The organism is Burkholderia sp. MSMB1459WGS (assembly GCF_001534535.1).
Classification (GTDB): domain Bacteria; phylum Pseudomonadota; class Gammaproteobacteria; order Burkholderiales; family Burkholderiaceae; genus Burkholderia.
On sequence record NZ_LPMU01000012.1, the window covers coordinates 96,256 to 119,636 of the forward strand.

The following is a 23,381-nucleotide window of genomic DNA, read 5'->3' on the forward strand; positions in this document are numbered from 1 at the left end:
CGCGATGACCGGCGACCGGGTGATGGCGATCGTCGGCGCGGGCCATGCGGGCGGCCGCGCGGCGCAGGTGCTGCGCGCGTCCGGCTGGCGCGGGCGCATCGTGCTGATCGGCGCGGAGCCGCATTTGCCGTACGAGCGGCCGCCGTTGTCGAAGGGCGTGCTGACCGGCGAGCGCAGCGCGGCGCAATGCCGATTGCGCGATGCCGACGCATGGGCGGCCGATCGTATCGAGCGGATCGTCGCGACCGTCGAGCGCATCGATCCGCCCGCACGCGAAGTGCACATGTCGGGCGGGCACGTGCTCCGCTACGACGCGCTGCTGCTCGCCACCGGCGGCCGCGCGCGCCGTCCGGGCGTGCCGGGCGCGGCGCTCGACGGCGTAGTCGCGTTGCGCACGCTCGACGATGCGGCCGCGCTCGGCGCGCGGCTCGTGCCCGACGCGCGGATCGTGCTGATCGGCGGCGGCTTCATCGGTCTCGAAGTCGCGGCGTCGGCGCGGCAGCGCGGCTGCCGCGTGACCGTGCTCGATGCGGCGCCGCGGCTGCTCGGCCGCGCGGTGCCCGAGCCGATCGCGGCACGCGTGCATGCGTTGCATGTGCAGCGGGGCGTCGCGATCGGCCTGAACCGCCGGCCCGTCGCGATCGCACGCAGGCCGGATGGCGCACTGGCCGTCGTGCTCGACGACGGCGATACGCTGATCGCCGATACCGTGGTCGCCGGCATCGGGATCGAACCCGCGGACGAGCTGGCGCGTGCGGCGGGCCTCGCCGTCGATCGCGGGATCGTCGTGAATGCGCGGCTCGAGACGTCGGCGCCCGGCATTTATGCGGCCGGCGATGTCGCGTTGGTCCCGAGCGGGGCGTCCGGGCGGCTCGTGCGTCAGGAAACCTGGCACGGCGCCGAAACGCAGGCACGCGCCGCCGCACTCAACATGCTGGGTGCCGACGAACCGTATCGCGACACGCCGTGGTTCTGGTCCGATCAATACGATGCGCAGCTGCAGGTGGCCGGCGAACCGGCGCTCGGCGAGCACACGGTCGCGCGTGTGCTCGGCGAGGACGCCGAGATTCATTTCCACTTCGATGCGAGCGAGCGGCTCGTCGCGGCGAGCGGCTTCGGCCGTGCAGCGGGATTCGCGAAGGAAATGCGCGTCGCGCGCATGCTGGTCGAGCGCGGGATCGACGTGACGCCGGGCGCGGTCGCGGATGCGACGGTGAAGCTGAAGTCGCTGGTATCGGCCGCTAGCGATCGGCGGTGACGCGCTGCGGTGCCGGCCCGAGCGCGGCCTCACGCGAGTCGACAGCGACGAAGACGGCGACGGCCGACGACAGGCATTCGACGACGACGTGAGAATGAAGCGGCGGAAGGAGAAGGAACGCGAAGAGCAGCAGCGCGCGGCAACCGCTGCCGCGCGCAAGCTCGAGCGAAACCGCGATCAGATCGTCGCGTGCAGGTGCAGATACAGGCCGGCTGCCGCGGCGCCGCCGAGCAGCGGGCCGACGACTGGCACCCATGCATAGCGCCAGTCGCTGTCGCGCTTGCCGGGAATCGGCAGCAGCGCATGCATGATGCGCGGCGACAGGTCGCGCGCGGGGCTCATCGCATAGCCGGTCGGGCCGCCGAGCGAGATGCCGATGCCGAGCACCAGCAGGCCGACAGGCAGCGCGTCGAGTGCGCCGAGGCCGACCTGCGGCGACGCGAGGTACAGCACGCCGAGGATCAGCACGAACGTGCAGATCGCTTCGGTCAGCACGTTGTGCGTGACGCTGCGGATCGCCGGCGCCGTGCAGAACACCGCGAGCTTCAGGTCCGCATCCGCTTCCTTCGCGAAGTGCTGGCGATACGCGAGCCACACGAGCAACGCGCCGGCCATCCCGCCGAGCATCTGCGCGAGCACGTAGCCGCCGACTTTCGACCACGCGAACTTGCCCGCGAGCGCGAGGCTGATCGTGACGATCGGGTTCAGATGCGCGCCGCTGAACGACGCGGTCACGTAGACGGCGACGAATACCGCCATCGCCCAGCCCATCACGATCACGATCAGATCCGCGCCTTTGCCCTTGGTCTTCGCAAGCAGCACGTTCGCGACCGCGCCGTTGCCGAGCAGCACGAGGATCGCCGTGCCGATGAATTCCGCAATATAAGGTGACATGTTGTCTCTCGTAGAGTGCGGCGGACTCGCGCGCTGCGCGGTCCGCCGGTGTTGTTGTATTTCGTTCGAGGGTGTTGCGGTTACTGCGTGTCGTCGGCCCATGCCTTCGCGGCGCGCACCGCACGCTGCCAGCCGGCCATGCGCTGCTCGACCTGCTCCTTCGGCATCGACGGCGCGAAGCGGCGATCGAGCTGCCACTGGTCGCGCACTTCGTCGAGATTCTTCCAGTAGCCGATCGCGAGGCCCGCGAGGTAGGCCGCGCCGAGCGCGGTCGTCTCGGTGATCTGCGGACGCACCGCATCCACGCCGAGCAGGTCGGCCTGGAACTGCATCAGCAAGTCGTTCGCGCTTGCGCCGCCGTCCACCCGCAGCTCGCCGATGCTGATGCCCGAATCGGCTTCCATCGCGGCCAGCACGTCGAGCGACTGGTACGCGATTGCATCGAGCGCCGCGCGGGCAAGATGCGCGGCGCTCGTGCCGCGCGTGACGCCGAACACCGAGCCGCGCGCCCGCGCGTTCCAGTGCGGCGCGCCGAGGCCGGCGAAGGCGGGCACGAGGTAGACGCCGTCGGTATGCGGCACGCTGGCTGCGAGCGCCTCGATTTCCGCGGCCGTCTTGATGAGGCCGACGCCGTCGCGCAGCCACTGCACGACCGCGCCCGCGATGAAGATGCTGCCTTCGAGCGCGTACTGCACGTCGTCGCCGATCTGCCACGCGATCGTCGTGACGAGGTTGTTCTTCGACTCGATCGGCTTGTCGCCGGTGTTCATCATCAGGAAGCAGCCGGTGCCGTAGGTGTTCTTCACCATGCCCGACGTCGTGCACATCTGGCCGAACAGCGCGGCGTGCTGATCGCCGGCGATCCCGGCGAGCGGGATCTTCGACGCGAACACGGTGGTCTTCGTGTGGCCGTAGATCTCCGACGACGCCTTCACTTCCGGCAGCATGCTGCGCGGGATGTCGAGCAGTTCGAGCAGCTCGCTGTCCCACTCGCGCGTGTGGATGTTGAACAGCATCGTGCGCGACGCGTTGGTCACGTCGGTCACGTGCAGCTCGTGCTTCGTGAAGTTCCACACGAGCCAGCTGTCGACGGTGCCGAACGCGAGCTTGCCCTGGCGGGCCTTGTCGCGCGCGCCCGGCACGTTGTCGAGGATCCAGCGGATCTTGGTCGCGGAGAAGTACGAGTCGATCGGCAGGCCGGTCTTCGCGCGCACCTTCGCTTCGAGGCCCTGCTGCTTCAGCGAATCGCAGAAGTCGGCCGTGCGCCGATCCTGCCAGACGATCGCGTTGTAGACGGGCTGGCCCGTCTCGCGATCCCAGACGATCGTCGTTTCGCGCTGGTTCGTGATGCCGATCGCGGCGATCGACGTGCCGTTCAGGCCCGTGCGCGTGACGGCTTCCGCGGCGACGCCGGCTTGCGTCGACCAGATTTCCTGCGGGTCGTGCTCGACCCAGCCGGGTTGCGGGTAGATCTGTTCGAATTCCTTCTGGGCGATCGATACGATATTGCCCTGGCGATCGAACAGCATCGCGCGGGAACTCGTGGTGCCCTGGTCAAGCGCGAGGATGTACTGGTCCTGCATGTCTCTCATCTCCATCCGTGGATTGGCTTAGTTGTGATGCGCGCCGCATGTGGGCGGCGCGTCGGTGAATCAACGTCGGTCAGGCAACTGCAACTGCGTTCGAATCAGGCGTGCGGCGCATGCGCGGCGGCGAACCACGCGTCGACCGCGGCGGTCACGGCATCGAGCGTGCCGGGCGCGACGTGCAGCCCGAGCTTCGAGCGCCGCCACAGCACGTCCTGCGCGCAGGTCGCCCATTCGGCGTCGCGCAGGTAGCGCAGTTCCGCGTCGTGGATGCCCGGTGCGATTTCGGCGCCGAGATCGGCAAGCGACTTCGCGCCGTCGATCACGCGTTCCGCACGGGTGCCGTACGCACGCGCATAGCGGCGCGCGAGTGCGGCGGGCAGCCACGGATGGCGTTTCGCGAACGCGCCGGCGAACCCGTCGAACTTCGCGTTCGCGATGTCGCCGCCCGGCAGCGCGACGCCGGCCGTCCAGGGCTTCGCGTCGCGGCCGAGCGCGCGGCACAGCATGTCGCCGGCTTCTTCCGCGAGCTTGCGGAACGTCGTGATCTTGCCGCCGAACACCGACAGCAGCGGGGCGCCCGCGCCGTCGTCGAGCTCGAGGCGATAGTCGCGCGTGACGGCCGATGCGTTCGCCGCGTTCTCGTCTTCCAGCAGCGGGCGCACGCCCGAATAGGTCCAGTGCACGTCGGCCGGCGAGATCTTGCGCTTGAAGTAGCGGTTGATCGAATCGCACAGGTACTGCGTCTCGTCGCGATCGATCGCGACCTTCGCGGGATCGTTCGTGTATTCGACGTCGGTCGTGCCGATCAGCGTGAAATCGTGCTCGTACGGAATCGCGAAGATGATCCGCTTGTCCGGGTTCTGGAAGATGTAGGCGTGATCGTGATCGAACAGGCGGCGCGTGATGATGTGGCTGCCCTTCACGAGCCGCACGCTGTGATGCGCGCCGCGGCCGAGCGCGCCGTGCAGCACTTCGCCGACCCACGGGCCGGCCGCGTTCGCGATCGCGCTCGCGTGTACGACGCGGATCGAACCGTCGGCCTGCTGCAGCCGCGCTTCCCATGCGTCGCCGCGGCGCTCGGCGGAAACGAGCTTCGTGCGCGTCAGGATCTCGGCGCCGCGCTCCTTCGCATCCATCGCGTTCAGCACGACGAGGCGGGCGTCGTCGACCCAGCCGTCGGAATACACGAAGCCGCGCTTGATCGAGTCGATCAGCGGCGCGCCGGCCGCATGGCGGCGCATGTCGATGCCGCGCGAGCCGGGCAGCAGCTCGCGTTTCGCGAGGTGATCGTAGAGGAACAGGCCGATGCGGATCAGCCAGGCCGGGCGCAGGTTTGGCATGTGCGGCATCACGAAGCGCAGCGGCCACATGATGTGCGGCGCCGCGCGCAGCAGCGTTTCGCGTTCCTGCAGCGCCTTGCGCACCAGCCCGAACTCGTTGTACTCGAGGTAACGCAGGCCGCCGTGAATCAGCTTCGTGCTGGACGACGACGTGTGCGACGCGAGGTCGTCCTGCTCGCAGAGCATGACCGACAGGCCGCGGCCGGCCGCATCGCGCGCGATCCCCGCGCCGTTGATGCCGCCGCCGACGACGAGCAGATCGTAGCGATTCGGTTGGGTCACCTGCTGTCCTTATCGTCTGTTGAAATAGGGCGAACATTAAATGTTCGAATTCGAAATTTAACGAACGAAATCGAAAAAGTAAAGTTCGAAAAAGCGGGGCCAGTAGCGCGCCAGCCGATCCCGGACGATACTGGCGGAATCGACCGTTTCGCGAGGTGAATCATGCGTATTGGGATGTGGGCCGGCGTGTGCGCCGTCCTTCTGGCGGGGTGCAGCGCGGGTATGCCGCCGCTCGCCGGCAACTGGCGGGCGCCGTCGTTCGTCGACCTGCAGACGTCGTGCGGCGGCGCGGCGCGCGACTGGGGCGCGGACGCGCAGCCGGTCTACTCGACGCTGTACGACGCGTACGTCGCGAAACGGTATCGCGGGCTGACCGAGGCGAACTATTGTGCGTTCGTAAACGAACTTTCGACCCACTATGTGGCGCCCGACGCGGCGGCGCGCGCCGGCTGGATCGCCTATTTCAACGGGGCGCGTGCGCAGGCCATCAGCTGGCGGGCGGCGGTCGATCCGACGCTGCGCGGCGGCTGATGCCGGGGGCGGCGAACGGCGGGCAGGCGGGAGGCCGAAACGAACGCGCGGCCGGAGTCCGGCCGCGCGTTCGGGTCAAAGCGGCGGGGCTTACGAATAGCGGTACTTGATGGATCGCAGCGCGGCGTCGCCGGTCTCGGTCACGCAGTATTTGCGTCCCGAGCCGAGCCCTTCCAGGCGGACGAGCTGTTGTTCGAGCAGGATGTCCAGTTCATCCCGATCCATGTCGCGCTGATCAGGCGCGTCCTTCACAAGCAAGAGCGTGGCGAATTCATGCGGACTCAGCATCGTTCTCTCCATGGCAATCGGACTGCCCGCGCGGCCGGCGCATACGCCGCCGCGCGATACCCCGCGAGGGTATGGCTTGGGGGGAAAAGCTGCATTCGCCGGCCTGCGATTCGCACCGCCCTGGCACAGGCGGATCGGCGAACGGGCCGGGGAACTGGAGTCTAGTCGAGCGCGCAGGCAACGACAAATCGTGCCCCGTTAATTTTCCGTTTGACAGAAGGGCCCGCCGCGAGCGGTTCGCGCGCGGCGTCAACTTCTTGATTTCACTTGAAGTTTCAGGTGCGCTGCAACATCGCGAGCGTCATTCCGCGACGTACACCTGGGTGCCGGCCGCGGCCACCGTGTCGGCCATGTCGGGCGGCAGCGGCTTGTCGGTGAAAAGCGCGTGCACCTGGCTCAGATGGCCCTGGCGCACCAGCGCCGGGCGGCCGACCTTCGAATGGTCGGTCACGAGGTAGACCGTGCGCGCATGCTGCATGATCGCCTCGGCGACGCGCACCTCGCGCGTGTCGAAATCGCGCAGCGTGCCGTCGGCCTCGATCGCCGACGTGCCGATGATCGCGTAGTCGACCTTGAACTGGCGGATGAAGTCGATCGCGAGCTCGCCGACGATACCCTTGTCCCACGGCCGCACGATGCCGCCCGTGATCAGCACCTCGCAGTCGGGGTAGCCGCTCATCATCGACGCGACGTTCAGGTTGTTCGTGATCACGTGCAGCCCGTGATGGCGGTTCAGCGCGCGCGCGACTTCCTCGGTCGTCGTGCCGAGGTTGATGAACAGCGATGCCTGGTCGGGGATGTGCGATGCCGCGAGCGCCGCGATGCGCCGTTTCTCGTCGTGGAACATCCGCTGGCGCGCCGTATACGACACGTTCTCCGAGCTGGTCGGCAGGCTCGCGCCGCCGTGGTAGCGGCGCAGCAGGTTCAGGTCGGCGAGCCAGTTCACGTCGCGGCGGATCGTCTGCGGCGTCACCGCGAAATGCGCGGCGAGATCGTCGACGGTCACGAAGCCGTCGCGCTGCACCCATTCGAGCAGTTCCTGCTGGCGCGCGTTGAGGGTGAGGCGGGGATCTCGGGTCATGGCTCGATGGTCGGGTCGTGAGACGGAGCGGGTATTGTAAGGGCGGCAACGGCGTTCGGCCGGCCAGCCGGCCGTCGGCGCACATGAATCATGTAGAAATTGCATGGATTCATGTGACAAATGAATTTGTGCGATTGCGCCGATCGCGCTGCAATGGCGGATTGCCCGCTCGCGCGGGCGCGTTCATTCGGCTTTCGACGAGGTGGTATCGATGACTGATTTCAACTGGCACAACCCGTATCCGTCGACCCGCATCCCGGTGTTCGCGCGCAACGTCGTGTCGACGTCGCACCCGCTTGCCGCGCAGGCCGGGCTGCGGATGCTGTGGAAGGGCGGCAACGCGGTGGACGCGGCGCTGGCCGCGGCCGCCGCGATCACGGTCGTCGAGCCCGTGTCGTGCGGGCTCGGCGGCGATGCATTCGCGCTCGTGTGGGACGGCGAGCGGCTGTCCGGGCTGAATGCATCGGGCGTCGCGCCGGCCGCGTGGAACGTCGACTACTTCCGCAAGCGCCACGGCGCCAACGCGCGCGGCATCGCGAACAAGCCGACGCGCGGCTGGGACACCGTCACCGTGCCGGGCGTGATCGCGGGCTGGGAAGCGCTGCACGCGAAGTTCGGTTCGCTGCCGTTCGCGGACCTGCTCGAGCCGGCGATAGAGATCGCGGAGCGCGGCTATTCGGTGTCGCCGATCGTCGCGCACAAGTGGGCGGCGGCCGTTCCCGAACTGCAGGGCCTGCCCGGCTTCGCGGACACCTTCATGCCGCGCGGCCGCGCGCCGCTCGTCGGTGAACGCATGTGCCTGCCCGGGCATGCGCAGACGCTGCGCACGCTCGCGAAGGACGGTGCCCGTGCGTTCTACGAAGGCGCGCTCGCCGAGCGTATCGCCGCGTTCGCGCGCGAAGGCGGCGGCGCGCTGACCGAAGCCGACTTGCGCGCGTACCGGCCGGAATGGGTCGAGCCGATCGGCAAGCGCTTCGGCCGCCACACGATTCACGAGATCCCGCCGAACGGGCAGGGCATCGCCGCGCTGATCGCGCTCGGCATCGCCGAGCATGCGGGCGCGACCGAATGGCCGATCGACTCGGTCGATTCGCAGCACCTGCAGATCGAGGCGATGAAGCTCGCGTTCGCGGACGTCTATCGCTACGTCGCCGATCCGCGCGCGATGGACGTCACGCCCGAACAGATGCTCGACGATGCCTATCTCGCCGAACGCGCGAAGCTGATCGATCCTGCCCGCGCGACGCACTTCGCCGCCGGCCGCCCGCATTCGGGCGGCACGATCTACCTCGCGGCGGCCGACGAACGCGGAATGATGGTGAGCTTCATCCAGTCGAACTACATGGGCTTCGGTTCGGGGCTCGTCGTGCCCGGCACGGGCATTGCGCTGCAGAACCGCGGGCACGGCTTCTCGATGGACCCGGCTTCGCCGAACGTCGTCGCGGGCGGCAAGCGGCCGTTCCACACGATCATCCCGGCGTTCGTCACAGAGGAAGCCAACGGCCGCACCGAGGCCGTGATGAGCTTCGGCGTGATGGGCGGCGACATGCAGCCGCAGGGCCATCTGCAGACCGTCGTGCGGATGCTCGGCTATGGCCAGCAGCCGCAGGCCGCATGTTGCGCGCCGCGCTGGAAGGTCAACCGCGACTTCACGCTCGACGTCGAGGCGACGATGAACCGCGCGACGGTCGACGCGCTGGCCGCCCGCGGCCACACGATCCAGTCGATCGACGATCCTTACATGGATTTCGGTTCGGGGCAGTTCGTCTGGCGCCTCGATCCCGACGATCCGGAGCGCGGCTACGTGGCCGCGAGCGACAGCCGGCGCGACGGGCTGGCGGCCGGTTTCTGACGGATCGCTTCCAGCGTTACCGGCAATTTTCACGCATCACGGGCGGCCCGGCGGCCGCCCGTTTCGTTTCGCGCGGCGGATACGGTCGCACGCGCGCAAGCGGTTCGAAGGCCTCGTCTAACGAACGGCAACGGACGCCGTGGAACTGCGCCTGCCGGGTATGGTCAGTGCTTTGGAGCACGAACGTCAAAGTCCGGCTAAGATGCCAGGATGGTTCGGCCGGACCGATTCACTATAAACGCATGTAAAACGCCGCCTGCGGATCGGCTGGCGCCTGTGCCCCAGGCATGGGCCGGCCTCCGCGCGACGACTGGGAGCGCACCACCATGGACACCAAAACGACGCATGTGATGCCGTGGCGTATCGAGGACATCGACCTGAACCGGATCGATCGTCAGCGTGCCGCCGCGAACGAGGATCTGTTGTTGCTGCTGTGCGCATCGTCGTTCATCGAAAGCGGCTCGGATCTCTATACGAGCAATCTGAGCGAATTCTTCAACGACGATCCGGAAGTTTCCGCATGGCTCAACAATGCGTGGGAGCACGAAGAATTGCAGCACGGCCGCGCGCTGAAGGCGTACATCGCGCACGTGTGGCCCGAGTTCGACTGGGATACCGCCTTCGCGAATTTCTTTGCCGAGTATTCGAAGACCTGCTCGGTCGAGGCGTTCGAAAAGACCCGCGCGCTTGAAATGGTCGCACGCTGCGTCGTCGAGACGGGCACGGCCACGCTCTATCGCGCGATCAACGAATGCTCGGACGAGCCGGTGCTGAAGGAAATCACCGACAACATCCGCACGGACGAAGTGCGCCACTACAAGCACTTCTTCAAGTTCTTCAAGAAGTACAACCAGGTCGAAGGCAACGGCCGGCTCGCGGTGCTCGGGGCGCTCGCGCGCCGCGTGATGGAAATCAAGAACGAGGATTCCGAGATCGCGCTGCGCCACGTATTCGCGATCCGCTATCCGGACCGCGTCGGCGACAGCCAATACAACCGCGAGCGCGCCGCGCGCATCAGCAGGCTCGTGCGGCGCAACCTGTCGGCCGACATGTGCGTGAAGATGCTGCTCAAGCCGCTCGATCTGCCCGCGAAGATCCAGCCGGGCGTCCACTATCCGCTCACGAAGATCACGCGGCACGTTTTCCTGCGCTGATCGCCGCGGCGCGGCCCGTCGCGCTATGCTGGCGCATCCTCGTCCGATCCGTACCCGGGGCCACGCCATCATGACCGATACCCATCGCCACGCGCTCGAACAATGGACCTTCGACGCGTGGCCGTCCGCCGTCGTGTCGTTGTTCGACGGCACCGCACTCGAACGTCATGCCGATATCGCCGCGTCGCTGATCGTCGCGACCGACGACGGCCAGTTGCGCACGACGCTGCTCGGCGTCGGCGAGATCTATGCGCACGATGCGCGCACGCTGCTGATCGCGCTCTGGCCGCAGTCGCGGACGGCCCGCGCGATCGCGCAACGGCGCACGGCCGCGTTGACGCTCGTCGCGGACGGTGCGTTCTTTCAGGCGCAACTGGAGATGGCGCCGCTCGAAGGAGACTTCGGGGGACTGGCCGGATTCGCTGCGACGATCGCGCACGGCGATGCGCAGCGGGTCGGCTATGCGCGTCTCGCGACGGGCGTCACGTTCACACTGGAAGGGGAGCGCGCCGCGGTGCTCGCACGCTGGCAGCGCCAGATCGAGCACCTGCGGCGCGCGGCCGCGCGGCTTCAGTGACCGCGCTGGCCGCTGCGCGACGAACGGTTGCGGTTCGCGTGCGCGGCGTTGCCGCTCGCCGGCCGGGCGCCGTTGCCGCCGCCCGCCGGACGGCCGCCGCCGTTACCACCGGCGCCGCCCTGCGTGCGCGGCTTCGCTGCCTTTTGCGGTGCCGCTTTCGGTTGCCCGGCCTTCGGTTGCGCGTTGCCGTCGCGTTTCGCGGCCGGCTGGCCTGAGCCGCCGCCACGCGGCGGGCGATTGCCGCCGCCGCCGCGCGGTTGCTGTTGCCCGCGGCGTTGCTGGATCGGCTCCGGCTTCGCGTTCGGATCGGGTTCGAAGCCTGCGATCACTTCCTGCGGGATCTCGCGCTTGATCAGCCGCTCGATGTCGCGCAGCAACTGCTTCTCGTCGACGCACACGAGCGACACGGCTTCGCCGGTCGCGCCCGCGCGGCCCGTGCGGCCGATCCGGTGCACGTAATCCTCGGGCACGTTCGGCAGGTCGAAGTTGACGACGTGCGGCAACTGGTCGATGTCGATCCCGCGCGCGGCGATATCGGTCGCGACGAGCACCTGCAGCGTGCTGTTCTTGAACTCGGCCAGCGCGCGCGTACGGGCCGACTGGCTCTTGTTGCCGTGGATCGCCATCGCGCTGATGCCGTCCTTCGTCAGTTGCTCCGCAAGCCGGTTCGCACCGTGCTTGGTGCGCGTGAACACGAGCACCTGGAACCAGTTGTGCTCGCGGATCAGGTGCGTGAGCAGCTCGCGCTTGCGGTCGCGGTCGACCGGATGAATCTTCTGCGCGACGCTCTCGGCGGTCGTGTTGCGGCGGGCGACCTCGATCAGCGCGGGCGAGTCGAGCAGGCTGTCGGCAAGCGCCTTGATCTCGTCGGAGAAGGTGGCCGAGAACAGCAGGTTCTGGCGCTGCGGCGGCAGCTTCGCGAGCACGCGCTTGATGTCGTGGATGAAGCCCATGTCGAGCATCCGGTCGGCTTCGTCGAGCACGAGGATGTCGAGATCCGACAGGTCGATGGTCTTCTGCTGCATGTGGTCGAGCAGGCGCCCCGGCGTCGCGACGACGATGTCGACGCCGCGCTTGAGCGCATCGATCTGCGGATTGATGCTGACGCCGCCGAACATCACGGTCGAGCGCAGCTTCAGGTACTTGCTGTACGCGCGCACGCTTTCCTCGACCTGGGCGGCGAGTTCGCGCGTCGGCGTGAGGATCAGTGCGCGCACCGCGCGCTTCGCGCCACGGTGCTCGGCATAGAACGTGTGCAGGCGTTGCAGGATCGGCAGCGTGAAGCCGGCGGTCTTGCCGGTGCCGGTTTGTGCGCCGGCGAGCAGGTCGCCGCCGCCGAGGACGGCCGGGATCGCCTGCTGCTGGATCGGGGTCGGCGACGTGTAGCCGAGCTCGTTGACCGCCTTGACCAGCGGTTCGGCCAGGCCTAGAGATTCGAAAGACATAGATACCACTCTTGAGTTTTATGATCGGCGATGCATCGCGCGGCCCGCGCGGCAAACCTGCATCGCAAAACAGCCAAAAAGCAAAAGGGCGCGGCCGCGGTTTCCCGCAGCCGCGCCCCGTGTGTGTGAGCCGCTTCTTAGTCGAGCGGCGCGGAACGCAGATCGCTCACCTGTTGCGGCGAGATCGGCGTACCGTTGTTACCCCAAGACATCCGGATATACGTGACGACCGCCGCGACTTCCTGGTTCGACAGCGACTGTGCGAACGGCGGCATCCCGTACGGACGCGGATTCTTGAACGTGCTCGGCGGGTAGCCGCCATTCAGCACCATGCGGATCGGGTTGACGGCCGATTCCATCATGATCGAGTGGTTGCCCGCGAGCGGCGGATAGGCCGGCGGCTTGCCGGCGCCGTTTTCGGCGTGGCAGGTCGCGCAGTTGTCCGCGTAGATCTTCTTGCCCTGCTCGAACAGCGCGTTGCCGAACTGCTTCGACGGCTCGTACTGCATGTTCTTCGGCGCTTCGGCCTTCTGCGGGATCGACTTCAGGTACGTCGACATCGCGCGCGTATCTTCGTCGGTCATGTACTGCAGGCTGTTGTGGACCACGTCCGCCATCGGGCCGAACACCGCGCCCTTTTGCGACACGCCGGCTTGCAGCAGGTCGGACAGCTCCTGCACGTGCCAGTCGCCGAGGCCGAGTTCCTTGTCGTTCGTCAGCGACGGCGCATACCAGTTCTGCAGCGGGATCAGGCCGCCGGCGAACGCCGACGAGTTCACCGGGCCGCCCATCATGTTGATCGACGTGTGGCACATCGAGCAGTGGCCGAGGCCTTCGACGAGATACGCGCCGCGGTTCCATTCGACCGACTTCGTCGGATCCGGCTTGTACTCGCCTTCCTTGAAGAACAGCGTGCGCCAGCCGATCAGCAGGTTGCGGTTGTTGAACGGGAACTTCAGTTCGTGCGGGCGGCTCGGCACCGACACCGGCGCCACCGAGCGCAGGTACGCGTAGATCGCGTCCGAATCGGCGCGCGTGACCTTCGTGTAGCTCGCGAACGGGAAGCCCGGATAGAGCAGGCTGCCGTCCTTCGAACGGCCGGTGTGCATCGCGCGGTAGAAGTCGTCCGACGTCCACTTGCCGATACCGTTCTGGTCGTCCGGCGTGATGTTCGGCGTGTACATCGTGCCGAACGGCGTCGCCATCGGCAGGCCGCCCGCGAACGGCTTGCCGCCGCGCACGGTGTGGCACGCGATACAGTCGCCCACGCGCGCGAGGTATTCGCCCTTCTTGATCAGCGCGGCCTGGTCGGCCGGCGTGGCCGCGACGGCGGCAGCGCCGTGCAGCGTGTCGTTGCCCGGCCACAGAACCGGCACGAGGGCGGCGGCCGCGATGATCGCGACGGCCGAGAGTGCAAACAGGGACTTGCGTTTCATTGTGTCTGTCTCCCTTGCCTTATTGCGGTTCGCTGCCGCAGGCGAGCGGAGTCTTCATCGAACGCGCCGGAGCCGGCACGGGGTTGGCGGGCGCCGGTTGCGCGGCGAGCCATGCGGTCACGGCCGTCACGTCTTCGTCGGAAAGCTTCGCGGCGATGTCGTGCATGCAATCGGGCGCCTTCGCGTGGCGGTTGCCCGAGCGCCATGCGCCGAGCTGTGCGCTCAGGTAATCGGCGTGCAGGCCGACGAGGCCCGGGATCGCCGGCTGCATGCCGGTCAGCCCTGCGCCGTGGCAGGCCACGCAGGCCGGCAGCTTGCGGGACGGGTCGCCCTGCGTGACGAGCTGCTTGCCGCGTGCGAGCGTCGCGGCCGGCAGCGTCGGCTTCGCCGGCGTCGGGTACGGCGGACGTTCGGCCGAGAAGTGCTCGGCGATTTCGCGCAGGTAGTCGTCGTTCAGGTACGTCAGCAGGTAATTCATCGGCGGGTACTTGCGCCGGCCGTCACGGAAGTTGACGAGCTGGTTGTACAGGTACTCGGCCGGCTTGCCGGCAAGCCGCGGGAAATAGTCGTTGTCCGTGCCCTGGCCGTGAACGCCGTGGCATGCGGTACAGCCGCGCACGCGCTCGGCCATGGTATCGGGTGCCTTGAGCGGCGCCTGCTGGGCGTGCGCTTGCTCCGTGGGCTTGGTCTGCGCTTGGGCAGCGCTCGTAAGGCCCGCGCCGCCGATCATCAGAACGGCGAGCAGCGGACGGAAGAGGCGTCTTGAAGACACACGAGACTCCATGATTATTCGTCGGGGACCTTGTCCGGGCTACGATCGGCTCGGCGCATGGACGGCAGGACAGCCGGGCTGCTGCGACGCGGCATTCTATCATCGATGGGTAATGACGGCTATTTGACGAAAGGACATCGGTTCCTGTCTGTTTGCGACTTGCGACAATTTGACGCGCATTGCGCCACGCGCGAGTGAACCGGCGTGCGCTTTCACCCTCGAAGACCGTACACTCGCGGGTCGCGCGGCGCCGCCTCCGCCGCAGGTCCAGTCATTTCTCCCGTTTCCGGATTCATCGATGACGTTTCTTACCGTGCCGTTGCCTGCCTCACGCCGTCCGTCCCGTTGCCGCCGCACTGCCGGCCTGCCGCTTGCGGGAGGGCATGCGCGATGAAGTTCGACAGCTTGTGGATCGGGCAGGTCGCGCTCGCGGCGCTGATGGACGCGGCGTTCGCGATGGCGGTCGGCTCGGCGCTGCTCAAGGCGTGGCTCGGCAAGGACGGCGCGCGGCCGGTCGTCGCGCCGTCGCACCCCGCATGGCTGCGTGCGCAACATTCGCTGGTCGCGGCGGCGCTGGCACTGGTGCTCGCCGATCTCGGCTGGCTCGTCTACGAGGCCGCGGCGATGAGCGGCGCGGGGCTCGGCGGCGCGTTCGCCGCGATGCCCGTCATGCTGATGCAGACGCACACGGGCTTCGCGTGGAGCGTCGCGTTCGCCGGCGCGGTGGTGCTCGCGATCGTCGCGCTCGCGAAACCGGACGGCCCGCTCGCGCATGCGGTGCTGTGGCTCGCGGTGATCGTGGTCGCGGCCGGCAAGGCGTCGCTCGGCCATGCGGCCGATAGCGGCGTGCTGTCCGCGGCGGTCGGCGTGCAGACGCTGCACCTGTTGGCCACCGCCGTATGGGGTGGCCTCGTGCTCGCGGGTGGGCTCGCAGTGCTGCCGGCGCTGGGCTCGTCGGTCGCGCGCGGCGCGCTGATCCGCATCGGCCAGCACCTGTCGCGTACGTCGATCGTCGCGGTCGTCTTCGTGCTCGGCACCGGCGTGCTCAACGCGATCCGCGGGCTCGGCGGCTCGCTCGCGCCGCTCGACGGCAGCACGTGGGGGCGCGTGTTGCTGCTGAAGCTGCTGCTCGTCGCGCTCGCGCTCGTGCTCGGCGGGCTCAACCGCTTCTCGGCGCTGCCTCGCCTGCGCCGCACCGCGTCGACCGAGGACGCGTACACGTTCCGCAACATCCTGCATCTCGAAGGGATGACGATGATCGGCGTATTCGTCGCGGCGGCCGTGCTGTCGTTCAGCGTGCCGGGGTTCGCGGCGCTCGGCTGACGGCGCGCTCCGTGCGGCGCGACGTCATGGCGCCGCGCATGTAAAACGGCCGCCCTGTCGGGCGGCCGTTCGGAACCGGCTGTCCGAGACCGGCCGTCCGCAACCGGCCGTCCGCAACCGGCCGTCCGCAACCGGCCGTCCGCAACCGGCCGTCCGCAACCGGCCATCCGCAACCGGCCATCCGCAACCGAATGCGTATCGCGCCGGCCGCAGCCGCGCGCGATGCGCATCGCACTCACCACTCGGCGACGCTGCCGTCTGCGTGGCGCCACACCGGGTTGCGCCAGCGATGGCCCGTCTTCGCCATCTCGCGCACCTTTTCCTCGTTCACGTCGATGCCGAGCCCCGGGCCCTGCGGGATCGCGACGAAGCCGTCTTCGTAGCGGAACACTTCGGGATTGCGCAGGTAGTCGAGCAGGTCGTTGCCCTGGTTGTAGTGGATGCCGAGGCTCTGTTCCTGGATGAATGCGTTGTAGCTGACCGCGTCGAGCTGCAGGCACGCGGCGAGCGCGATGGGCCCGAGCGGGCAGTGCAGCGCGAGCGCGACGTCGTAGCTTTCCGCGAGCGTCGCGATCTTGCGGCATTCGGTGATGCCGCCCGCGTGCGATGCGTCCGGCTGGATGATGTCGACGTAGCCGCCCGCGAGGATGTGCTTGAAATCCCAGCGCGAGTACAGCCGTTCGCCGAGCGCGATCGGCGTATTGGTCTGGTTGACGATGTCGCGCAGCGCCTCGGCGTTCTCCGACAGCACCGGCTCCTCGATGAACATCAGCTTGTACGGGTCGAGCTCCTTCGCGAGCACCTTCGCCATCGGCTTGTGCACGCGGCCGTGGAAGTCGACGCCGATTCCCACGTGCGGGCCGACCGCATCGCGCACCGCCGCGACGTTCGCGATCACCTGCTCGACCTTGTCGTAGGTGTCGACGATCTGCAGTTCTTCGGAGCCGTTCATCTTCAAGGCCTTGAAGCCGCGCTCGACGACCGCGCGCGCATTGTTCGCGACGTCGCTCGGCCGGTCGCCGCCGATCCATGAATACACCTTGATGCGGTCGCGCACCTGGCCGCCCAGCAGCGCGTGCACCGGCACGCCGTGATGCTTGCCCTTGATGTCCCACAGCGCCTGGTCGACGCCGGCGATCGCGCTCATCATGATCGGCCCGCCGCGATAGAAGCCCGCGCGGTACATCACTTGCCAGTGATCCTCGATCAAGCGCGGGTCGCGGCCGACGAGGTAGTCGGCCAGTTCGTGCACGGCGGCCTCGACCGTGTGCGCGCGGCCTTCGACGACCGGCTCGCCCCAGCCGACGATGCCCTCGTCGGTTTCGATCTTGAGGAACAGCCAGCGGGGCGGGACGACGAAAGTTTCGAGGCGAGTGATTTTCATGAGGCGAGTCTCCATGATTGACCGGCGCGGCCGTGCGGACGCGGCGCGCGATCCGTGCTTTCGCGGTTATCCTAGCGTAGTCGAATAAAAAATAGTATTAATAGCATTAATGTGCAGATAGTGGGCACCCGCCCGACGGAGAACGATCATTCAACGCGACCTGCATGGACAGACGGCCTTCCGGCTCGCGACGGCGATCCTGCGCGGCGACTATCCGCCCGAATCGCTGCTGCCGAGGGAACCCGACCTAATGGAGATGTACGGCGTGAGCCGCACGGTGATGCGCGAGGCGTTGCGCACGCTGACGTCGAAGGGGTTGGTCGAATCGCGGCCGAAAGTCGGCACGCGCGTGCGGCCGCGCCGTGCGTGGAACCTGCTCGATGCCGATCTGCTCGACTGGTATGCGCGCGTCGCGCCGCCGCTCGCGTTCGCGCTGAAGCTGCAGGAGATGCGCGAGATGATCGAGCCATACGCGGCCGCGCTGGCCGCGCGCACGCATACGCCCGACGCGTTCGACGCGATCGAGGGCGCGGCGCGCGCGATGGCCGCCGCGCGCAACGTCGACGAATGGGTGCGCGCCGACCTGCGCTTTCACCTGAGCGTGCTGGAGGCCGGCGGCAACGAGCTGCTGGTGCCGCTCGGCGCGCTGATCGATCGCACGCTCGAGGCGCAACTGCAACTGAATGCGCGTCGGGCGGACGTGTACAACGCGTCGCTTGCCGAGCATACGGCCGTCAGCGACGCGATCCGCGTGCGCGACGAGGACGGCGCGCGCCGCGCGATGGCGACGCTGCTCGCGGTGACGCGAGCGCGCATCGAAGCGTCGTGACAGGAGCGGGGCGGCCGGTGCCGCGGCGTCAGGCGTTCGCGCAGCCGCCCGGCTTGTGGATGCGCTCCGTCGACGGCGGGTACTTCGCGAGCAGGCTCGCCGGTCGCCGCGGGCGCGCGACCAGGTCGCCGCCGCAGTTCGGGCAGCGGCCCTTCAGCACGTCGTCCGCGCAGGTCGCGCAAAACGTGCACTCGAATGTGCAGATGCGCGCTTCCGCCGAATCGGGCGGCAAGTCCTTGTCGCAGCATTCGCAGCCGGGGCGCAGTTCGAGCATGACGGTCTCCTGGGTCGGTGAGGGATGGGCGCCGCCCGGACATTGCGTGCGGCGCATGCGAGCGCTACTGTACGCGTTTGTATCGGCCCGGCCAACGGCGGCCCGCCCGGGCGCTGGCGACGCCCATGGGCCGCACCGGGAGACGACCATGCTTTATCGCGGAAGCTGTTACTGCGGCGACGTGACGTTCGACGCGGAAGGCGACCTGCAGGGCGTGATGGCGTGCAACTGCTCGATCTGCCAGCGCAAGGGTGCGCTGATGTGGTTCGTGCCGCGCGACCGCATGAAGCTGCTGACACCCGACGAGAATCTGGCGACCTACATGTTCAACAAGCACGTGATCCGGCATCGCTTCTGCAAGCGCTGCGGGATTCATGCGTTCGGCGAAGGCATCCACCCGGACGGCACCGCGATGGCCGCGATCAACGTGCGTTGCCTCGAGGGCGTCGACCTCGACGCGCTGCCCGTCACGCACTACGACGGCCGCTCGCGCTGAGCGGCGCGCTGGCGCGGGCACCGATGCGCCGCAATCGGATCAGGACGGTTGCACGGCGGCCGCGTTCGGCGCAGGCGTTTCCGCCTGCGGTGCGGGCCCGGCGGTGCGCGTGCCGGCGTCGGCCGGGCGTTCGATCAGCGGCGCGAGCGCCGGCGCCATCGACTTCAGCAGCTGCACGGCCATCGCGCTCGTGAAGTCGTAGCGCGCCGCATACGGCTCATGCGCGGTCGCCGTCAGCACCCCGAAGAACCGGTCGCCGATCGCGAACACGAAGGTGCCGCTGCGGTTGACCTTGCGCGACTCGATCAGCCGCGCGCCGCGCGCATAGACGTTGAAGCGCTGGTCGCCCGTCCCCGTCTTGCCGTACACGTCGAGCGTCTTGCCGTCCGGCAGCGTGAGCCCGCCCGCGAGGCGGCGCGCGGTGCCGTGGAGCACGACGTCGCGCAGCAGCGTGTGCGCGACGTTGACGATCTCCGGCGCCAGCATCGGCTGCGGCTGCGCGGCCGCGCGGACGAAGCGGGTTTCGTACGGCGTGCCTTTCGCGAAATCGAGCCGCGTGATCGTCTCGGTCGGCGCCTTCCGGCCGCCGTTCGCGATCAGGCCGATCAGTTTCGCGAGCGCGTCGGGCTGGTCGCCCGATGCGCCGATCGCGGCGGCATAGGACGGCGTCACTTCCGCGAACGGGTAGCCGAGCGCGCGCCACGACTTCGTGATTTCCGCATACGCGCGCAGCTCGACCATGCGACGGATGCGCCGGTCCTGCGTCGCGTGGTAGCGGGTCTTGTACAGCCACGAATACGTGTAGAAGCGCGCATCGCGGCTGTCGCGCTGAACGTCGGCGAGCGCTGCGCCCGGGTGCGCGCGCAGGTAGTTGAGCGTCCACAGGGCGAGCGGATGGACGCTCGCGATATAGCCGCGGTCGTTGAGGTTGAAGCGGTCGATCGCGTACTTCGCATAGAGCGCGGCGAGATCGTCGTCGGACAGCGTCGCGGCCGGCGTGCCTTTCAGTTGCGCGCGCATCTGCGCATCGAACCACGCGAGCGATTCGTTCGGCGCGACGCTGCGCAGCACCGTCGCGATCTTCGGCGGCGACTTGCGTACGTCGCGCAGCATCAGCGCGAGCGCGTCGTCGGGCGCCTTGCCCGCATAGCGCGTGTAGTAGCGCTTCACGTAGACCTGGCTCTCGCCGTCGACGAATTGCTGGAGGTAATGCTGGCGCTGCGCGGGATCGCCCAGCCACGACGACGAAGGGCCGGCCGCCTGCAGCGTTTCGTAGTGGACGATGTCGCGCATCAGCCGCACGAACACGAGGTTCACCGAGTGCTCGAACGCCGCGTGCAGCGTCATGATGCGGCCGTTGTCCGACTTCTCGAAGTTGGAGAACACCTGCGCGCCGCCGCCCGTGTAGAACACGTCCGGGCTCGCCGAATACTTGCGTTCGACGGCTGCATCGAGCATTGCCTGCAGCGAGCGGTCGCGCGTATGCGACAGGTAGTCGAGCGCCCAGCGCGACAGCCCGTCGATCGGATCGGGCTTCACGCGCGCCAGCTCCGCGTTCGACAGGTTCGCATAGCGCGCATGCAGGTCGGAGACGATCTGCAGGTACGTGATCAGCGTGCGCAGCTTCGCGGTCGAGCCGAGGTTGATGCGGCCGCCGCGATTCACGTCGAACGGCTGGTTCACGCTGTCGGTCTGCACGCGCAGCAGGTTCGCGCCGTTGCGGTGTTCGTACAGCGTGAAGCTGTACGTGAGATGCGACGGATCGTCCTTCGGCGCGAGCATCTCGAAACCGTACAGGCCGGCGGCCTGCGCGCCGTCGCGCGTCGACGCCTGCGCGAGCCGCTGCGCGACCGCCTGCTGCACGCCGTTGTCGAGGGTGCTGGTGGCCTGCAGGTCGAGCTGGTCGAGCTGGTACAGATCGCTGATGCCGAGCGCGGACAGCAGCGACGCGCGCGCGGACGTCACGGCCTTGCGCGACACGAACGACTGCACGCGCGCGGCGGCCGGCGGTGCGCTGCGTTCGATCTGCGCGGCGAGCGCGGCGTCGCGCAGCGCGGGCGAGATCACGCCGCCGTTCGACAGCAGCCGCAGGTAGCTGTCGGTCAGCTTCTGCAGCGCCGGATAGCCGCGGTTGAGGAAGTACGACGGCGCGCGCTGCGCGATCAGCAGCGACAACACCTCGCGGAACGTCTTGCCCTGCTGGTCGACGTTGTCGCCGGTCGTTGGCGCGGACAGCACGCGGTTCACGTCGTTGAAGTCGCGGCCGTACCACGCGGCCAGACCGTCGCCGATGCCGGTGATTTCGCCCACGTGCGGCCGCGCGGCGAGCGGCACCGAGTTCAGGTAGCGCACGACGATCGTGCGGCGCGCGAGCATCGTCTGCGGGCCGTTCAGGTAGGCGCGCACCGACGCGGACGCGATCTGCCGCAGCTTCTCGGGCGGCGTCGCGGTGCGGCCCTCGGGCGAATGGCGGAACTTCTCGATCTGCGTCGCGAGCGTGCTGCCGCCCGGGCGTGCCTGGTGGCGGTTGACGACGTGCAGCGCCTGGTCGGCGAGCGCGCGGCCGAAGCGCCCCCAGTCGATCGCGGGGTTGCGGTTCGGTTCGTTTGCATCGAGCAGGTAGCGATCCTCGATGAACAGCAGCGAATCGGCGATCACGCGCGGCACCGTGTCGAAGTCGGCATAGACGCGCTGCGGAAACACGGTCGCGAACAGCGGCGAGCCGGTCGAATCGAACAGCATCAGGCCTGTCTGGTCTTTCTCTTCGTAAGGGAGAAACAGCCCGCGCTGGCCGAGCGACAGCATCCGCTGCGAATCGCGCGCCTGTTCGCTAACGACGAAGCCGCGTGCAAGCAGTCGCTGCTGGAACGCGGGAATCATCGCGTAGCCGAAGCGCCGGTCGTACGGGCCGTCGGCGGGGAAGCGGATGTGGTCGCTCGGCCCCGCTTCGACCGTGTAGCCGACGTCGCGGGTGAGCTCGGACAGGTAGTGCGCCTGCAGCCGGGACGTTTCGATCTCGGTCTGCACGAGCCGCGCGACGATCGCCACCGCGATCAGCAATGCGGCGAGCAAAGACCACTTGACCCACGTCCAGACCGATGCCGGACCGGTCACGCGCGGCAGGATACGATTCAGCGGCCGATTCATGGCGGCGTCTCCCTGAGGGCGCGGTTATCCGGCCGCACCCCATTAAGGATTAGTGTAGTCCTCCGCGGCGGGCTGCCAAGGGCGGTCGACTACCGAGATGCGCCGGCGCAACAGGCGTGCCCATGCCGGCCGGGCGATGGGCCGGCGGCCGTCGAACGCCTGCCGGCGGGCCGCCCCGGCGATGCGAGGGCCGGGCGGGCGGCGGCGGGTCGGTGTGAAAAATGGTGCGCGATTTCGTCGTTCATTCAACTGACGAAATGGTCGATCAGGTGATCGACGAAAAGCCGGGCCTTGCGCGGAAAGTGCCGGCGGCTCGGGTACGCGACATTCATCTCGAGGGCCTCGAGCAGATAGCCTGGCAGCAGCGCGAGCAGCCGGCCATCGTCGAGATCCCGCTCGACGAGGAAGTCGGGCAGCACGGCGATGCCCATGCCCGACAGCGCCCAGTTCCGGATCAGGCCGGCGTTGTTCGACGACGCGGACTTGTTCGGACGCACGGTGATGCGCGTCTGGTCGTGATCGAACGACAGGTATTCGCCCGCGAAATCGGCATGGAATGCGAGGCACGCGTGCGACGCGAGATCGTGCGGATGGCCCGGCGCGCCATGCCGGTCGACATAGAGCGGCGCGGCGCAGACGATCCGTTCGATGCGCGTGAGCGGGCGCTTCACGAGGGTGTTGTTGCTGATGTGCTGGGACAGCAGCAGCCCGATGTCGAAGCCCTCGGACACGAGGTCGACGTGGCGGTCCACGATCGTGACTTCCGGCACGATGGCCGGATGCAACGTCTTGAATGCATCGATCGCGGGCGCGAGCACGTGCATGCCGAACATGACCGGCGCGGCGATTTTCAGCGATCCGATCGGTTCGTGATGCATCGATGCGATCGTATCCTCGACCCGGTCGATTTCGTCGATCACGTGACGTATCTGCGCCAGATAGAGATGGCCTGCGTCGGTCAACGACAGGCTGCGGGTCGTGCGATTCAGCAGGCGTGCGCCGAGCCGGTCCTCGATGCCCATGACGAGCCGGGTGGCCGACGAATTGGAGATGTTCAGTTCCGTGGCCGCGCGCGCAAAACTGCGCAGTTCGGCGACCTTGACAAATAACCGCATCGGCAGGAGTTCGTCCATTTTTTTATCGATAAAGAGAAAGCGGTGATTGAATTCTATCTATCGATTTGGTGATTTGAACGACTCGTTTGGGCGATTGATTATTATGAAATCACCTGTTTATCCGGTGTGCGAGCAGCGTGAGAATAAAGGGTTCCGGCGTGAATCGGCGATCGAATCAACGATTCGATTCGATCGCTATTAAAACTTTTGGATGGTTTTGTATTTAGTAATTGTACGAAAATATAGGCTGATTTTTTATTTAAAGCATCAGGCATTCTCGATGTAACGCGATGTCGAGCCGGACGCGTCCCTGT

20 protein-coding genes are annotated in these 23,381 nt (G+C 67.7%); 8 read left to right on the forward strand and 12 right to left on the reverse strand.

Annotation, left to right across the window (positions count from 1 at the left end):
- The first annotated feature begins 4 nt into the window (after window positions 1–4).
- The gene (locus WT97_RS05440) at window positions 5–1,258 is read left to right on the forward strand and encodes an NAD(P)/FAD-dependent oxidoreductase (protein WP_060353102.1); all 1,254 of its coding nucleotides are present in this window, start codon (window positions 5–7) and stop codon (window positions 1,256–1,258) included.
- A gap of 177 nt (window positions 1,259–1,435) precedes the next feature.
- Here the strand turns inward: WT97_RS05440 and WT97_RS05445 are convergent, their stop codons facing one another.
- From WT97_RS05445 to glpD, 3 genes are all read right to left on the reverse strand, one after another.
- Window positions 1,436–2,152, reverse strand: a complete 717-nt coding sequence (locus tag WT97_RS05445; protein WP_027785355.1) for an MIP/aquaporin family protein — start codon at window positions 2,150–2,152, stop codon at window positions 1,436–1,438.
- Window positions 2,153–2,232: 80 nt separating this feature from the next.
- Window positions 2,233–3,735, reverse strand: a complete 1,503-nt coding sequence (gene glpK, locus WT97_RS05450) for a glycerol kinase GlpK (RefSeq protein WP_059504514.1) — start codon at window positions 3,733–3,735, stop codon at window positions 2,233–2,235.
- Between the two features lie 104 nt (window positions 3,736–3,839).
- A complete protein-coding gene (gene glpD / locus WT97_RS05455) occupies window positions 3,840–5,363 on the reverse strand; it encodes a glycerol-3-phosphate dehydrogenase (RefSeq protein WP_059504515.1) in 1,524 nt (507 codons plus the stop codon).
- A gap of 162 nt (window positions 5,364–5,525) precedes the next feature.
- Between glpD and WT97_RS05460 the strand changes: the two genes are divergently transcribed.
- Window positions 5,526–5,894, forward strand: coding sequence for a hypothetical protein (locus tag WT97_RS05460; protein WP_041489246.1), 369 nt, complete (start codon window positions 5,526–5,528; stop codon window positions 5,892–5,894).
- A gap of 90 nt (window positions 5,895–5,984) precedes the next feature.
- On the opposite strand, the gene WT97_RS05465 is transcribed toward WT97_RS05460, so the two are convergent.
- The gene (locus WT97_RS05465; RefSeq protein ID WP_006477892.1) at window positions 5,985–6,182 is read right to left on the reverse strand and encodes a hypothetical protein; all 198 of its coding nucleotides are present in this window, start codon (window positions 6,180–6,182) and stop codon (window positions 5,985–5,987) included.
- Between the two features lie 301 nt (window positions 6,183–6,483).
- Window positions 6,484–7,263 carry a DeoR/GlpR family DNA-binding transcription regulator gene (locus WT97_RS05470; RefSeq protein WP_034208319.1) on the reverse strand — a complete coding sequence of 260 codons (780 nt, stop codon included), beginning with the start codon at window positions 7,261–7,263 and terminating at the stop codon, window positions 6,484–6,486.
- A 211-nt stretch (window positions 7,264–7,474) separates the two neighbouring features.
- Here WT97_RS05470 and WT97_RS05475 point away from each other — a divergent pair, with 211 nt between their 5' ends.
- The 3 genes from WT97_RS05475 to WT97_RS05485 all read left to right on the forward strand — a co-directional run bounded on the left by WT97_RS05475 (window position 7,475) and on the right by WT97_RS05485 (window position 10,846).
- Entirely contained in the window at window positions 7,475–9,115 is a 1,641-nt protein-coding gene (locus tag WT97_RS05475) for a gamma-glutamyltransferase family protein (protein ID WP_059794025.1), read from the forward strand.
- A gap of 326 nt (window positions 9,116–9,441) precedes the next feature.
- The gene (locus WT97_RS05480; RefSeq protein WP_034208317.1) at window positions 9,442–10,269 is read left to right on the forward strand and encodes a ferritin-like domain-containing protein; all 828 of its coding nucleotides are present in this window, start codon (window positions 9,442–9,444) and stop codon (window positions 10,267–10,269) included.
- 70 nt (window positions 10,270–10,339) lie between these two features.
- Entirely contained in the window at window positions 10,340–10,846 is a 507-nt protein-coding gene (locus WT97_RS05485) for a hypothetical protein (protein ID WP_059794027.1), read from the forward strand.
- On the opposite strand, the gene WT97_RS05490 is transcribed toward WT97_RS05485, so the two are convergent.
- The 3 genes from WT97_RS05490 to WT97_RS05500 form a co-directional block, all read right to left on the reverse strand.
- The gene (locus tag WT97_RS05490) at window positions 10,840–12,291 is read right to left on the reverse strand and encodes a DEAD/DEAH box helicase (RefSeq protein WP_059504521.1); all 1,452 of its coding nucleotides are present in this window, start codon (window positions 12,289–12,291) and stop codon (window positions 10,840–10,842) included. The two genes, WT97_RS05485 and WT97_RS05490, sit on opposite strands and share 7 nt — an antisense overlap.
- Before the next feature lie 137 nt (window positions 12,292–12,428).
- On the reverse strand, window positions 12,429–13,727 hold the full coding sequence (locus tag WT97_RS05495) for a cytochrome c (protein WP_059794029.1): 1,299 nt from the start codon (window positions 13,725–13,727) through the stop codon (window positions 12,429–12,431).
- A 19-nt stretch (window positions 13,728–13,746) separates the two neighbouring features.
- Window positions 13,747–14,511 (reverse strand): c-type cytochrome, encoded by a 765-nt coding sequence (locus tag WT97_RS05500; protein ID WP_034208313.1) that lies wholly within the window; start codon window positions 14,509–14,511, stop codon window positions 13,747–13,749.
- A gap of 378 nt (window positions 14,512–14,889) precedes the next feature.
- On the opposite strand from WT97_RS05500, the gene WT97_RS05505 reads away from it, so the two are divergent.
- Window positions 14,890–15,822, forward strand: coding sequence for a CopD family protein (locus tag WT97_RS05505; protein WP_059504525.1), 933 nt, complete (start codon window positions 14,890–14,892; stop codon window positions 15,820–15,822).
- Window positions 15,823–16,057: 235 nt separating this feature from the next.
- Here the strand turns inward: WT97_RS05505 and dgoD are convergent, their stop codons facing one another.
- Window positions 16,058–17,206 (reverse strand): galactonate dehydratase, encoded by a 1,149-nt coding sequence (gene dgoD, locus WT97_RS05510; protein ID WP_059504527.1) that lies wholly within the window; start codon window positions 17,204–17,206, stop codon window positions 16,058–16,060.
- A 145-nt stretch (window positions 17,207–17,351) separates the two neighbouring features.
- Here dgoD and WT97_RS05515 point away from each other — a divergent pair, with 145 nt between their 5' ends.
- Window positions 17,352–18,035 (forward strand): FadR/GntR family transcriptional regulator, encoded by a 684-nt coding sequence (locus WT97_RS05515; protein WP_034208310.1) that lies wholly within the window; start codon window positions 17,352–17,354, stop codon window positions 18,033–18,035.
- Window positions 18,036–18,063: 28 nt separating this feature from the next.
- On the opposite strand, the gene WT97_RS05520 is transcribed toward WT97_RS05515, so the two are convergent.
- Complete coding sequence (locus WT97_RS05520) at window positions 18,064–18,309, reverse strand: DUF1272 domain-containing protein (RefSeq protein WP_006483256.1); 246 nt, start codon at window positions 18,307–18,309, stop codon at window positions 18,064–18,066.
- A gap of 148 nt (window positions 18,310–18,457) precedes the next feature.
- On the opposite strand from WT97_RS05520, the gene WT97_RS05525 reads away from it, so the two are divergent.
- Window positions 18,458–18,805 (forward strand): GFA family protein, encoded by a 348-nt coding sequence (locus tag WT97_RS05525; RefSeq protein WP_060353103.1) that lies wholly within the window; start codon window positions 18,458–18,460, stop codon window positions 18,803–18,805.
- A gap of 39 nt (window positions 18,806–18,844) precedes the next feature.
- On the opposite strand, the gene WT97_RS05530 is transcribed toward WT97_RS05525, so the two are convergent.
- Both WT97_RS05530 and WT97_RS05535 read right to left on the reverse strand, forming a co-directional pair.
- Window positions 18,845–21,952 carry a transglycosylase domain-containing protein gene (locus tag WT97_RS05530; RefSeq protein WP_059794033.1) on the reverse strand — a complete coding sequence of 1,036 codons (3,108 nt, stop codon included), beginning with the start codon at window positions 21,950–21,952 and terminating at the stop codon, window positions 18,845–18,847.
- A 245-nt stretch (window positions 21,953–22,197) separates the two neighbouring features.
- Window positions 22,198–23,085, reverse strand: a complete 888-nt coding sequence (locus WT97_RS05535; protein ID WP_059504535.1) for a LysR family transcriptional regulator — start codon at window positions 23,083–23,085, stop codon at window positions 22,198–22,200.
- Window positions 23,086–23,381: the final 296 nt, after the last annotated feature.

Excerpts from the sequence above, each read along its gene's own strand:
- WT97_RS05535 (WP_059504535.1), bottom strand. The coding sequence starts at position 23,085 with ATGGACGAACTCCTGCCGATGCGGTTATTTGTCAAGGTCGCCGAACTG.
- WT97_RS05525 (WP_060353103.1), top strand. The coding sequence starts at position 18,458 with ATGCTTTATCGCGGAAGCTGTTACTGCGGCGACGTGACGTTCGACGCG.
- WT97_RS05480 (WP_034208317.1), top strand. The coding sequence starts at position 9,442 with ATGGACACCAAAACGACGCATGTGATGCCGTGGCGTATCGAGGACATC.
- WT97_RS05475 (WP_059794025.1), top strand. The coding sequence starts at position 7,475 with ATGACTGATTTCAACTGGCACAACCCGTATCCGTCGACCCGCATCCCG.
- WT97_RS05490 (WP_059504521.1), bottom strand. The coding sequence starts at position 12,291 with ATGTCTTTCGAATCTCTAGGCCTGGCCGAACCGCTGGTCAAGGCGGTC.
- WT97_RS05445 (WP_027785355.1), bottom strand. The coding sequence starts at position 2,152 with ATGTCACCTTATATTGCGGAATTCATCGGCACGGCGATCCTCGTGCTG.
- WT97_RS05520 (WP_006483256.1), bottom strand. The coding sequence starts at position 18,309 with ATGCTCGAACTGCGCCCCGGCTGCGAATGCTGCGACAAGGACTTGCCG.
- WT97_RS05500 (WP_034208313.1), bottom strand. The coding sequence starts at position 14,511 with ATGGAGTCTCGTGTGTCTTCAAGACGCCTCTTCCGTCCGCTGCTCGCC.
- WT97_RS05485 (WP_059794027.1), top strand. The coding sequence starts at position 10,340 with ATGACCGATACCCATCGCCACGCGCTCGAACAATGGACCTTCGACGCG.
- WT97_RS05470 (WP_034208319.1), bottom strand. The coding sequence starts at position 7,263 with ATGACCCGAGATCCCCGCCTCACCCTCAACGCGCGCCAGCAGGAACTG.
- glpK (WP_059504514.1), bottom strand. The coding sequence starts at position 3,735 with ATGCAGGACCAGTACATCCTCGCGCTTGACCAGGGCACCACGAGTTCC.
- WT97_RS05505 (WP_059504525.1), top strand. The coding sequence starts at position 14,890 with ATGAAGTTCGACAGCTTGTGGATCGGGCAGGTCGCGCTCGCGGCGCTG.
- WT97_RS05495 (WP_059794029.1), bottom strand. The coding sequence starts at position 13,727 with ATGAAACGCAAGTCCCTGTTTGCACTCTCGGCCGTCGCGATCATCGCG.
- WT97_RS05465 (WP_006477892.1), bottom strand. The coding sequence starts at position 6,182 with ATGCTGAGTCCGCATGAATTCGCCACGCTCTTGCTTGTGAAGGACGCG.
- WT97_RS05460 (WP_041489246.1), top strand. The coding sequence starts at position 5,526 with ATGCGTATTGGGATGTGGGCCGGCGTGTGCGCCGTCCTTCTGGCGGGG.
- WT97_RS05530 (WP_059794033.1), bottom strand. The coding sequence starts at position 21,952 with ATGAATCGGCCGCTGAATCGTATCCTGCCGCGCGTGACCGGTCCGGCA.
- WT97_RS05440 (WP_060353102.1), top strand. The coding sequence starts at position 5 with ATGACCGGCGACCGGGTGATGGCGATCGTCGGCGCGGGCCATGCGGGC.
- dgoD (WP_059504527.1), bottom strand. The coding sequence starts at position 17,206 with ATGAAAATCACTCGCCTCGAAACTTTCGTCGTCCCGCCCCGCTGGCTG.